This window comes from Geminicoccus roseus DSM 18922, from assembly GCF_000427665.1.
Classification (GTDB): domain Bacteria; phylum Pseudomonadota; class Alphaproteobacteria; order Geminicoccales; family Geminicoccaceae; genus Geminicoccus; species Geminicoccus roseus.
In genome coordinates, this window is sequence record NZ_KE386572.1 from 5,314,718 (window position 1) to 5,326,219 (window position 11,502).

Here is an 11,502-nt window from a genome sequence, read left to right on the forward strand (position 1 = left end):
GCCGGCGGAAGCACCTGCTTGCGCCGGCTACCGAGCTATCCGCCCCGCCCGTTTCGTGGAACATTGCCGGAAAGCCTGCTGCCCTCCGGAGGAATGATGCGGTCCCTGATCGGTCGTGAAGCCGTGGCCCGTCTACGGCCGCAGGCCGGGTGGCTTCTGCCGGCGGCGCTGCCCGTCGCCCTGGCCCTCGCGCTGTCCGGCTGCGGGCTGACTGCCCTGCCCTTCCGGGTGACCGGCGACGTGCTCAAGGTGGTGCCGGTGGCCGGCGACGTCGCCGCGGCGCCGTTCGACCTGGTGGGCGACGCCATCGACTGAGACGGCGCAGGCCCGCCCGGTCAGTCGACCCGGCCGATCCGGTCCAGCGGCGGCGCCTGCAGCTCGCCGGCCGCCTCGACATAGGCCGCCAGCGCGTCGACATCGTAGGGGCCGGTGACCCGGTCGGTGCCCTCGCGCAGCACCGTGAAGCCGTCGCCGCCATCGGCCAGGAAATTGTTGACCGTCACCCGGTAGCTGGACTGCGGGTCGACCGGCGTGCCGTGCAGCTTCATGGTGTCGGGATCGACCCGTTCGCCCACCGGCCTGCTGCCGTCCCAGCGATAGGTGAAGCCGTCGGAGACGTGCAGGATGCGGGGCTTGGGCTGGTCCAGCCATTGCTGCTCCAGCATCCGCTCGATCTGCGCCCCGGTCAGGCTCATGGTCACCAGCGAGTTGCCGAACGGCTGGACCGCGAACAGCTCGGCATAGGTCACCTGGCCGTCCTCGTTCCGCGGCAGGTCGGTGCGCACGCCGCCAGGATTGGTGAAGGCGATCTCCGCGCCGCTGGCGATCTCGGCCCTGGTCGCGGCAAGCTGGGCGTCGGCGACCACGTCGCCGAGCGTGGTCTCGCCGGCATGGCTCTCCTCCTTGGTGAGCGACTGGGCGATCCGGCCGACCACCCGCTCGGCCAGGGGGGCCACGATCTCCTGGTAGCGCTGGATCAGCGCGGTCTGGCCCGGGTCCCTGGCCAGCTCCTCGGTGCGGACGATCAGGTTCTGGGCCTGGGCCGAGACGACGTCGCCGCTGGCGCGGTCGATCTCCAGGCCGATCTCGGTGACCAGGGTGCCGAACTTGTCGCCGCTGGTGACCAGGCGGTTGTCGATCTCGCAGACATAGGCCTTGTGGGTATGGCCGCTGACCACGACGTCCACGGCCCGGTCCAGCTTCGGCACGATCTCGGTGATCGCCCCGGAGATGCCGGGGCAGTCGTTGATGCCGCCGGTGGGGTAGCCGCCCTCGTGGAGCAGCACCACGATCGCCTGGGTGCCCTGGCCCTGCAGTTCCGGCACCAGCGCGTTCACGGTCTCGGCCTCGTCCTTGAAGGTCAGGCCCTCCACCCCGCTCGGCACCACGATCCCGGGGGTGCCCTTCAGGGTGAGCCCGATGAACGCCACCGGTATGCCCTCGAACTCCTTGATGACATAGGGCGACAGGACCGGCTGGCCGGTGGCGTCGTCGATGGTGCTGGCGGCAAGGTACTGGAAGCTGGCGCCCCCGAAGCGGCGGTCGCCGCAATCGTCGTTCGGATGGCAGCCGCCGTTCTGCATGCGCAGGAGCTCGGCCAGGCCGTCGTCGAACTCGTGGTTGCCGACCGCACTGGCCTCCAGCCCCATCAGGGACAGGGCCTCGATGGTGGGCTCGTCGTGCAGGATGCCCGAGAGCAGCGGGCTGGCGCCGATCAGGTCGCCGGCCGCCACGAACACGCTGTTCGGCCCGGCCTCGGCGCGGCGCTGGCGGATCAGGGTCGCCATCGCCTCCGCCCCGCCGGCGGGGACGCGGATGGTCTGCGACGGGTCGGCCGGGTCCGGGACCTTGATGCCGCCGTCGGGCGGCAGGAGGTTGCCGTGGAAGTCGTTGATCGCGAGCAGGGTGACGTTCAGTGGCCCGGCGGGATCCGCCGCCGCGACGGGCTCAGCGGGATCCGCGGCCATGGCCGGCAGGGGGACCAGGAGCGGCGACATGGCCAGAGAAAGGGACAGGGCCAGCGCGTCGATCGTCCTGCGCGTCATGGTGCTCCAACCTCGTCGGGTGCGGCGTCCTCTCCTGCCTAGCAGAGCCTTGTGCGCGGGCAAGGGCAGGATCCGCTACTTGCCCGATCCGGCAACGCTGTCGGTGCCGCGGGTCAGGCGGTAGGCCAGGAGGATCGGGACCAGGGTCACCACGAACACGAACACCGCGACCACGTTGGTGACCGGGCGCTGGCGGGGGCGGACCAGCTCGGACAGCATCCAGATCGGCAGGGTGGTCTGCTGGCCGGCTGTGAAGGTGGTGACGATCACCTCGTCGAAGCTGAGCGCGAAGGCGAGCATCCCGCCGGCCAGCAGCGCGGTGGCGAGGTTGGGCAGGATGACGTGGCGGAAGGTCTGCCAGGGCCCGGCGCCCAGGTCGTAGGATGCCTCCACGATCGACCCGGCGGTGCGGCGCAGCCTTGCGATGGCGTTGTTGTGGACCACCACGATGCAGAAGGTCGCGTGGCCGATCACGATCGTCCAGAAGCTGAACGGGATCTCCATGATCCCGAACGCGGAGCGGAGCGCGATGCCGGTGATGATCCCCGGCAGGGCGATCGGGAGGATCAGCAGGAGAGTGACCGTCTCACGGCCGAAGAAGCGGGCGCGCACCAGCGCCATGGCGGCGAGCGTGCCCAGCACCATCGCCACCAGGGTGGCGACGGCTGCCACCCGCACCGACAGGCCCAGCGCGTCCCAGACGTCCTGGCGGTTCCAGGCGACCTGGAACCAGTCGAGGGTCAGGCCGGGCGGCGGGAACTGGTAGGACTTGTCCTCGGTGGTGAAGGCGTACAGGAATATGAACGCCATCGGCAGATGCAGGAACAGAAGCCCAAGGATCGCGGCGATGGTCAGTCCGGCGGGCATGCGGTCAGAGCGCATCGAATGCGCCCAGGCGGCGGGCCACGGCCAGGTAGAGCGCCATCACCAGGATCGGCACCACCGAGAAGGCGGCGGCGAGCGGCACGTTGCCGGCAGTACCCTGCTGCAAATAGACGACCTGGCCGATGAACAGGCGCGACGAGCCGATCACGTAGGGCAGGATGTAGTCGCCCATGGTCAGCGCGAAGGTGAAGATCGAGCCGGCGACGATGCCCGGGAAGGCCAGCGGCAGGACGATGCGCAGGAAGGTGGTGCGCGGCTTGGCGCCCAGATCGCCGGACGCTTCCAGGAGGCTCGGCGGCACCCGCTCCAGCGCCGCCTCGACCGGCAGGATCATGAACGGCACCCAGAGATAGGTGAACACCAGGAACATGCCGAGATAGCTGACCGACAGGGAGGGGCCGCCCACCACCGGCAGGCCCAGCATCGCGTCCAGCAGGCCGATCAGCCCGGTCTGCGCGAAGATCCAGGTGATGGCGCCTTCTTTCGCCAGGATCAGCTTCCAGGCGTAGACCTTGACCAGGTAGCTGGACCAGAGCGGCAGCATCACCAGGACGTAGAGCAGCGCCTTCCAGCCGCCCTTCGCATAGCGCGCCATCAGATAGGCGATCGGAAAGGCGATGATCGCGCAGGCCAGCGTCACCGCGGCGGCCATGGCGAGGGTACGCAGGACGATGTCGAGATTGGCCGGCTCGGACAGGAACTGGCGCCAGGTCGACAGGGTCGGCTCGTAGATGATCACCCCGGAGAACTCGTCCAGCGCGAAGAAGCTTTGCGCCAGCAGCGCCAGGAGCGAGCCGGCATAGACGATGCCCAGCCACAGAAGGGGTGCGAGCAGGAGCAGCAGGGTGACGAGGCCGCTCTTGCGCCAGAACGCGCGGGCCAGGACGGCGCCGGGCCCGGTGGCCAGCGCCGCGGTCACCGCTCCAGTTCCAGAAAGGAAGCGGCATCGGCGCCCAGCACGACCGGCGCCCCCTCGGGCGGCAGCCGGGCGGGATCGGTCTCGGCGACCAGGGCGGCGATCGGGCTGCCGTCGGCGAGCCGCGCCTCGATCCGGGTGCCGGCCCCCAGGAAATGGCGGGCGACCACCACCGCCTCCAGCCGGCGCTCGCCGCCGTCCAGGCGCAGGCGCTCGGGCCGGATCGCGACCGGGCGGCCCAGGCCCAGCAGCGCGCCGGGCAGCACGTTGGCCGCGCCCACGAAGTCCGCGACGAACGAGGTGGCCGGACGGTCATAGACCTCGCGGGGCGTGCCGACCTGCTCGATCCGGCCATGGTTGAACACGGCGATCCGGTCAGACATCGCCAGTGCCTCGCCCTGGTCGTGGGTGACATAGACGAAGGTGATCCCGACCCGGCGCTGCAGGGCCCGCAGCTCGCCCTGCATCTGCTGGCGCAGCTTCAGGTCGAGGGCACCCAAGGGCTCGTCGAGCAGGAGGACGCGCGGCTCCAGCACCAGCGCGCGGGCCAGCGCCACCCGCTGGCGCTGGCCGCCGGACAGCTCGGCGGTGCGCCTTTCGCCGAAGCCCTCCAGCGCCACCGAGGCCAGCATGGCGTCGGCCCGGCGGGAGCGGGTGGCGCGGTCCTGGCCGCGGATCATCAGGCCGTAGGCGACGTTGTCGCGCACGCTCATGTGCGGGAACAGGGCGTAGTCCTGAAAGACGGTGTTGACGTCGCGCTCCCAGGGCGGCGTGCCGGCGGCAGGCCGGCCGGCGATCCGGATCACCCCGGAGGTCGGCCGGTCGAATCCTGCGACCAGGCGCAGGCAGGTGGTCTTGCCCGAGCCGGACGGGCCCAGCATCGAGAAGAACTCGCCGTCGGCGACGCTGAAGGAGACGCCGTCCAGGGCGCGCAGCGGCCCGAAGCTGCGCACCACGTTCTCGAAGCGGATCGCCTCGCTCACCGCGTCCTGCCGCCGGCGGGAGGGCGGGCCTGTCCCGCCGATGGCCGGGCCATCCCGTTCAGCGGCCGCCCAGGATGGCGATATAGTCGGTGACCCAGCGGTAGTAGGGCACGCAGGCCTCCTGGCTCGCGCACTTGGCTACCGGGGTCCGCCAGAAATGGATCTGCTCGAAGCTGTCGATGCCGTTGGTCTTGCAGCCGTCCGGGCCCAGCAGCTCGTTGTTCTCGCAGGCGGCCGGCACGGCCGGAACCGAGCCGAACCAGGCGGCGAGGTCGCCCTGCACCTTGGGCGTGAGCGAATGCTCCATCCACATGTAGGCGCAGTTCGGATGGGCGGCCTCGGCATGCATCATGGTGGTGTCGGCCCAGCCGGTGGCCCCTTCCTCGGGGATCGTGCTGGCGATCGGCTCGTTCTTGGACTTGAGCAGGTTGACCTGGAACGGCCAGGAACTGGAGGCGACCACGCCCTCGTTGGTGAAGTCGTCGATCTGGACAAAGGCGTCGTGCCAGTAGCGATGCACGATCTGGCGCTGCTGGCGGAGCAGGTCGAGGGCGGCTGCGTATTGCTCCTCGCTCAGCTCGTAGGGGTCCTTGATGCCGAGATCCGGCTGGTGCGCCATCAGGTAGAGTGCTGCGTCGGCGATGTAGATCGGGCCGTCGAAGGCCTGGACGCGCTGCTCGTTGCTCTGGCCGTCGGGCAGGTCCTGCTTCTCGAACACTACGCTCCAGGAGGTCGGCGCCTCCTTGAACACCTCGGTGTCGTAGGCCAGGACGTTGCCGCCCCACTGGTAGGGCGTGCCGTAATGCTTGCCGTCCACGAAATGCCAGGGCGCTTCCTGCAGGCGCGGGTCGACCTTCTCGAAGGACGGGATCAGGCCGGTGTTGATCTCCTGGACCCGCTTGCCGGCGATCAGCCGGAGCGAGGCGTCGCCGGAGGCGGTGACCAGGTCGAAGCCGCCCTCGTTCATCAGGGCGACCATCTCGTCGGAGGTGCCGGCGGTCTTGACGGTGACCTTGCAGCCGGTCTCCGCCTCGAACGCGCTGACCCAGTCAAAGGCCGGGTCGGTCTGGCCGCGCTCGATGTAGCCTGGCCAAGCGACGATATCGACCGCCCCCTCCCCCTCGCCGAGCTCGGTGACCATCTGGGCGCGGGCGGTGCCGGCCCCGGAAAGAACGGCGACCGCGGCGACCGCGGCCAGAAGGTTCGCCCGCATCCTATCCTCCGGCCCCAAGGCCTCTGCGTGGATCCGAACACATCCCGTTACGTCTTTTGGCGCGGCAGGATCAAAATAACCGCGCCAACCGGCGTTCCGTTAACCTTTGATTCAACATTGCCGGCGTAAAGTCCAGGGCATGGACCGGCCGGTCTCTTCCCCCCAGTGGATCGGCCGGTCCTGTTCTCCCTGACGTTGTGATGCCTGACTTGGCGGTCGCCGACCTGTTCGGCGGCCGCCTTTTTTTTCCGAGGAGCCGCCGGCGGGGCGCCGGACTGGCGCAAGCGGGCCGGCTGGCGGCGGCGACGGGCCGATCCCGCACGGCGGCGCCGGCTGGGACGCGCCGGCTGGGACGCGCCGGCTGGGACGCGCCGGGTGCCGGGCTACTGGCTGGCCCAGACGATCCGGGCGATCCAGGCGACCTCGTCGATTGCCCAGGATTCCTCGCTGCCGCCGGGCAGGTCCACCACCACGCGCTGCGCGGTCCGCCGGGACATGATGCCCAGATGGAGCTTGTTCTTGCGGTCGCGGAGCAGGATCCGGTCGCCCCGGCGGGTCGAAGAGGCCGGGGAGACCACCAGCACGTCGCCGCGCCGCCAGTAGGGCGCCAGGTCCTCGCCCAGTTCCAGGGCATAGGCATGGCCGTCGTCCAGGCCGGGGAAGTCGACATCCTCCCACTCGTCGCCGATCGGGAAGCCGGAGGCGTCGAAGACCTGGCCCGTGGCCGCCCGATCCAGGGGCAGCGAGCGCAGGCGCCTGGAGGCCGGCGCGGGCTCCTCACCGTCGGTGCCGTTCATCAGCGCGACGAACTCGGCCATCGGGGTCATGGTGGCCTCGAGGATCTTGGCGATGCTCTCGGTGGACGGCCAGCGCGCCTTGCCGGCCTTGGTGGCGCGCTTGCTCTTGTTGAAGGTAGTGGGGTCCAGTCCGGCGCGCTTGGCGAGGCCCGAAGCGGAAAATCCGTTCTTGGCGGCCAGGCGGTCGATCCCCACCCAGACGTCGCTATGCGTCATCATAGGAAACAGCTCCGAGCAATACAGCAGGCACTATGGCAGTAGGAACATCATCTTGACGTTTGCTGGTCCTGTCACTAGGCTCATGATCCTAACTTCAGAAGTATGGTCCCATGGCCGCCCACGACCGGTTTCAGGCGATCGTAGTGTTCGAGGACCGCGCCGAAAGTCGCTGGCTGTCCTGGCTGCGGCCGGGCTTCCGCCACTGCTACTGCCTAGTACGCGCCGAACGCGGCTGGATCCTGGTCGATCCACTTCTGCATGATCTCCGGGTGGCTTGGCTAGACCTGCCGGATCAATTTGATCTCGTCGAGCACTATGTCCAGCAGGGCCGCATCGTTCTGGCAGGATTCGCCGAAAATTCCGGCTTCGGCGCCAGCACATTCCGCCCGGTTACTTGCGTCGAGATCGTCAAGCGCACGCTCGGGTTGGGCCGGGCAGCGGCGTGGACACCTTACCAGTTGCATCGGGTCCTGTTGGCGCGCGGATGGCAACGATTTCTCTGATTGACCAATGTCCGATTATAGGAATATAGTCTGAAACACCGCACGAGCCCCCGGCGTCCCATCTCGGAGCCCCGCCATGCCCCCCGTCGATCCCGATCTCGACCAGCGCTATCGTCGGGCACGCGAACGACGCCGGCAGTTCGAGCCGATCTGGCGCGAATGCCTGGCCTTCACCGCGCCGCAGCGCAGCCCGGGTTTGGAGGCTGCCGGCCGCGCGCCGGAGCGCCTGTTCGACTCCACCGCCGCGGATGCCGTGGAGCAGCTCGCCGCCAGCCTCCTGGGCGAGCTGACCCCGCCCTGGTCGTCCTGGTTCGGCCTGCGCGCCGGGCCGGACGTCCCCCGCCAGGATCAGGCCGAGGCCACCGAACTGCTGGAGCAGGTCGCCGCCCGCCTGCAGAGCCATTTCGACCATGCCAACTTCACCGTCGAGATCCACCAGGCCTTTCTCGACCTGGTCACCCTCGGCACCGCCACCCTCCTGTTCGCCGAGGCCCCGGCCGGCCGCGCCTCCGCCTTCCGCTTCACCGCCATCCCGGCCGCCGAGATGGCGGTGGAGGAGGATGCCGACGGCACCGTCACCGGCCATTTCCGCACCAGCGCCATGGCGCTGACCGCCCTGCGCGCCCGCTGGCCGGACGCCCTGCTGCCGGCCGACCTGGCCCAGCAGAACGCCGAGCATCCCTGCCGGGTGGTCGAGGCGGTGGTCCCGGCCGGCAGCCAGTTCCACTACCGGGCCTGGCTCACCGACGACGAGGAGACCGGCCGGCCGCAGGCCCTCCTGGCGGAGGGGATCTTCGAGCAGCCGCCCTTCATCACCTTCCGCTGGATCAAGACCGCCGGCGAGGTCTACGGCCGCTCGCCGATGATGACCGCCCTGCCCGACGTGCGCACCGCCAACAAGGTGGTGGAGCTGATCCTCAAGAACGCCTCGATCGCGGTCACCGGGATCTGGCTGGCCGAGGACGACGGCGTGCTCAACCCGGCCAACATCAAGCTGATCCCGGGCAGCATCATTCCCAAGGCGGTGGGCTCCGAGGGGCTGAAGCCGCTGGAGATGCCCGGCCGGTTCGACGTCAGCCAGCTGATCCTGGACGATCTGCGCGCCCGGATCCGCCACACCCTGCTGGTCGACCGGCTGGGCCCGGTCCAGGACGCCCGGATGACCGCCACCGAGGTGCTGGAGCGCTCGGCCGAGACCACCCGCCTGCTCGCCGCCGTGTTCGGCCGGCTGCAGTCCGAGCTGCTCACCCCGCTGGTGGCGCGCGGCCTGGCGATCCTGGCGCGCCGCGGCGAGATCCCCGACCTGCGCCTGGACGGCCGCTCGGTCGAGCTGCGCTACCAGTCGCCCCTGGCCCGCCGCCAGTCCCGCCTCGACGTGCAGAACACCCTGCTCTGGCTGCAGACCGTCCGCGAGATGGGCGACCACGGCGCGTCCGTGGTCGACGTGCCGGGCGCTGCCCGCTGGCTCGGCCACACCCTGGGCGTGCCCGCCGAGCTGATCCTGGAGCGGGATGCGCTGGATGCCTTCCAGGCCGAGTTCCTGCGCCAGGTGCTGCCGTGAACGGCGAGCCACTGGCGGACGAGCCTGCCGCGGACGACCTGGCGCGCTGTGCCGCCAGGCTGTTCGCCTCCGCCGACGGACAGCGCCTGCTCGACCACCTGGAGCGCGCCTACCTGCTGCGCCGCGTGCCGCCGCAGGCCAGCGACCAGGAGCTGCGCCACATCGAGGGCCAGCGCTTCCTGGTGGCGCATCTGCAGTCCCTGGCGGCGCGCGGCCGCGGCCGCTGACCCCCGATCCCCGACCCAAAGGCCATCCCGCCATGGAACAGGACATGATCGCGAACATCCCGGAGGCGCTGCCCGACCCGGACGACCTCCTCGCAACCGCGCCGGCCGTCGACGAGGCCGCCCTGCCCGGGCCGGAGACGGAGGCGGAGGCGGAGGCGGAGACGGAGGCGGCGCCGGCCCTGGAGATCCCCGAGAAGTTCCGGGGTCCCGACGGGCAGCTGCGCGCCGACATGCTCCTCAAGAGCTACCTGGCCCTGGAGCGCAAGATCGGCGGGATGCTGCCCATGCCGGGCGATCCGGAGGACCGGGCGGCGCAGGAGCGGCTGTTCGCGGCACTCGGCCGGCCGGCCGATCCGTCCGGCTACGCGATCGAGCAGAAGGCCGAGTGGCTGGAGCGCGACCCGGAGCTCGACCGGCAGCTCCACGAGGCGGGCTTCAGCAACCGCCAGGCGCAGCTGGTCTACGACCTCGCTGCCGAGCGGATCGCGCCTTTGCTCGAGGCGACGCTGGCCGAGGTCGAGGACGCCCGCCAGGCACAGGCCAGCCGTGGCCGGCTAGAGGAGCATTTCGGCGGGCCCGAGCGCTTCGGCGCGGTGGCGCGCCAGCTCAAGTCCTTCGGCGAGCGGCACCTGGATCCGTCCACCTACCAGGCGCTCTCGCGCACCTATGACGGGGTGATGGCGCTGCACGCGATGATGCGCGCCAAGGAGCCGGAGATCGTCACCGGCGGCGATCCGTCCAACCTCGCCCCCGACCCGGAGAAGCTCGGCCGGATGATGCGCGACCCGCGCTACTGGCGCGACCGGGACAAGGATTTCGTGGCCAGGGTGACCGAGGGCTACCGCCGCCTCTACGGCGGCTGAGCCCCCGCACCCCGGCCCGATCTCGACGGGACCGGCGCGGACAACCCCTGTCCCTGGGCCCGCGCCGCCCCTCTCACCCTCCACGGCTTCCTGCCCCGGGCCCGGCGCCAAGCACGTCGGACAACCCTTGCGCACGGCCACCAAGGCACCCAACGACAAGGGAAGGACCATCATGTCCACCTCGATCGACCAGGCCTTCGTCAAGCAGTTCGAACGCGAAGTGCACGAGGCCTACCAGCGGCAGGGCAGCAAGCTCCGCCACACCATCCGGGTGAAGAACGGCGTCATCGGCAGCTCCACGGTCTTCCAGAAGGTCGGGCGCGGCGCGGCGGCGACCAAGGCGCGCAACAGCTTCGTGCCGGTCATGAACATCGAGTTCGCGACCGTCGAGGCGCGCCTCTACGACTATTACGCCGGCGAGTGGATCGACCAGCTCGACGAGCTGAAGACCAACATCGACGAGCGCAGCGTGCTCGCCAACACCGGCGCCTTCGCGCTCGGCCGCAAGACGGACGAGCTGGTGATCGAGGCGCTCGACACCTCCAATCAGGAAGCCGGCAGCGATGCCGACGGGCTGACCAAGGCCAAGGTGCTCAAGGCCTTCGAGATGCTGGGCGAGAACGACGTCCCTGATGATGGCCAGCGATACGCGATCGTCGGCTGGAAGCAGTGGTCGGAGCTGCTGAACCTGGCCGAGTTCGCCAACTCCGAGTTCGTCGGCGACGCCGAGCTGCCCTGGAAGGGCAGCCAGGCCAAGATGTGGCTGGGCACCACCTGGATCCCGCATTCCGGCCTGCCCCGCGAGAGCACGACCCGCACCTGCTACTGGTACCACAAGTCGGCGCTCGGCCACGCCATCGGCCAGGACGTCAAGACCGACATCAGCTGGCATGGCGACCGCGCCGCCCACTTCATCTCCTCCTCGATGTCCCAGGGTGCCGTGATGATCGAACCCAAGGGCGTCGTGAAGATGCCCTGCCTGGAGGACTGAGCGATGGCCTACAAAGCCGAGAACCTGAGCGTCCTGTCCTACGCCAACGGCTTCACGCTCTGGCACTACCGGACCGAGGACGTCCACACCACGGTCGACGGCGCCGGCTACTTCAACGTGGCCGCCAAGATGCTGCGGGTCGGCGACTTCATCATGCTGAACGCCGGCCTGGGCACCTCGCCCAGCCATGGCGTGATGGTGGTGGTCGCCAATGCCGCGGGCGTCGTCGACCTCTCCAACATCGTCGCGTTCGGCTCGATGAACTCCGACTGACCGGCCGGACGGTCCGGGCGGCGGCC

13 protein-coding genes are annotated in these 11,502 nt (G+C 69.8%); 7 read left to right on the forward strand and 6 right to left on the reverse strand.

Annotated features, from left to right (window positions below):
• Nucleotides 1–96: 96 nt before the first annotated feature.
• Nucleotides 97–315 carry a DUF6726 family protein gene (locus tag GEMRO_RS32020; RefSeq protein ID WP_157505753.1) on the forward strand — a complete coding sequence of 73 codons (219 nt, stop codon included), beginning with the start codon at nucleotides 97–99 and terminating at the stop codon, nucleotides 313–315.
• 20 nt (nucleotides 316–335) lie between these two features.
• On the opposite strand, the gene GEMRO_RS0125945 is transcribed toward GEMRO_RS32020, so the two are convergent.
• The 6 genes from GEMRO_RS0125945 to GEMRO_RS0125970 form a co-directional block, all read right to left on the reverse strand.
• Nucleotides 336–1,997: a bifunctional metallophosphatase/5'-nucleotidase gene (locus GEMRO_RS0125945; RefSeq protein ID WP_157505868.1), complete on the reverse strand. Its 1,662-nt coding sequence runs from the start codon at nucleotides 1,995–1,997 to the stop codon at nucleotides 336–338.
• 123 nt (nucleotides 1,998–2,120) lie between these two features.
• Nucleotides 2,121–2,927 (reverse strand): ABC transporter permease, encoded by an 807-nt coding sequence (locus GEMRO_RS0125950; protein WP_027136329.1) that lies wholly within the window; start codon nucleotides 2,925–2,927, stop codon nucleotides 2,121–2,123.
• Nucleotides 2,917–3,849 carry an ABC transporter permease gene (locus tag GEMRO_RS0125955; RefSeq protein WP_051329498.1) on the reverse strand — a complete coding sequence of 311 codons (933 nt, stop codon included), beginning with the start codon at nucleotides 3,847–3,849 and terminating at the stop codon, nucleotides 2,917–2,919. Before GEMRO_RS0125955 ends, GEMRO_RS0125950 begins: the two co-directional genes overlap by 11 nt.
• Entirely contained in the window at nucleotides 3,846–4,829 is a 984-nt protein-coding gene (locus GEMRO_RS0125960; protein ID WP_027136331.1) for an ABC transporter ATP-binding protein, read from the reverse strand. The genes GEMRO_RS0125955 and GEMRO_RS0125960 overlap by 4 nt, the downstream gene beginning before the upstream one ends.
• A 58-nt stretch (nucleotides 4,830–4,887) precedes the next feature.
• Nucleotides 4,888–5,970 carry an ABC transporter substrate-binding protein gene (locus GEMRO_RS0125965; protein ID WP_322100081.1) on the reverse strand — a complete coding sequence of 361 codons (1,083 nt, stop codon included), beginning with the start codon at nucleotides 5,968–5,970 and terminating at the stop codon, nucleotides 4,888–4,890.
• Between the two features lie 455 nt (nucleotides 5,971–6,425).
• Nucleotides 6,426–7,058 (reverse strand): helix-turn-helix transcriptional regulator, encoded by a 633-nt coding sequence (locus GEMRO_RS0125970; RefSeq protein WP_027136333.1) that lies wholly within the window; start codon nucleotides 7,056–7,058, stop codon nucleotides 6,426–6,428.
• A 110-nt stretch (nucleotides 7,059–7,168) separates the two neighbouring features.
• Here GEMRO_RS0125970 and GEMRO_RS32025 point away from each other — a divergent pair, with 110 nt between their 5' ends.
• The 6 genes from GEMRO_RS32025 (at nucleotide 7,169) to GEMRO_RS0126000 (ending at nucleotide 11,476) form a co-directional block, all read left to right on the forward strand.
• The gene (locus GEMRO_RS32025) at nucleotides 7,169–7,561 is read left to right on the forward strand and encodes a hypothetical protein (protein WP_035486055.1); all 393 of its coding nucleotides are present in this window, start codon (nucleotides 7,169–7,171) and stop codon (nucleotides 7,559–7,561) included.
• A gap of 76 nt (nucleotides 7,562–7,637) precedes the next feature.
• Nucleotides 7,638–9,122 (forward strand): portal protein, encoded by a 1,485-nt coding sequence (locus GEMRO_RS32030; RefSeq protein ID WP_051329499.1) that lies wholly within the window; start codon nucleotides 7,638–7,640, stop codon nucleotides 9,120–9,122.
• Nucleotides 9,119–9,349, forward strand: coding sequence for a Bbp19 family protein (locus tag GEMRO_RS34515; RefSeq protein ID WP_027136334.1), 231 nt, complete (start codon nucleotides 9,119–9,121; stop codon nucleotides 9,347–9,349). The genes GEMRO_RS32030 and GEMRO_RS34515 overlap by 4 nt, the downstream gene beginning before the upstream one ends.
• A 44-nt stretch (nucleotides 9,350–9,393) precedes the next feature.
• On the forward strand, nucleotides 9,394–10,212 hold the full coding sequence (locus tag GEMRO_RS0125990; protein WP_240476774.1) for a capsid assembly protein: 819 nt from the start codon (nucleotides 9,394–9,396) through the stop codon (nucleotides 10,210–10,212).
• A 172-nt stretch (nucleotides 10,213–10,384) separates the two neighbouring features.
• Nucleotides 10,385–11,203: a phage capsid protein gene (locus GEMRO_RS0125995; protein ID WP_027136336.1), complete on the forward strand. Its 819-nt coding sequence runs from the start codon at nucleotides 10,385–10,387 to the stop codon at nucleotides 11,201–11,203.
• A gap of 3 nt (nucleotides 11,204–11,206) precedes the next feature.
• On the forward strand, nucleotides 11,207–11,476 hold the full coding sequence (locus GEMRO_RS0126000; protein WP_027136337.1) for a hypothetical protein: 270 nt from the start codon (nucleotides 11,207–11,209) through the stop codon (nucleotides 11,474–11,476).
• Nucleotides 11,477–11,502 lie beyond the last annotated feature (26 nt).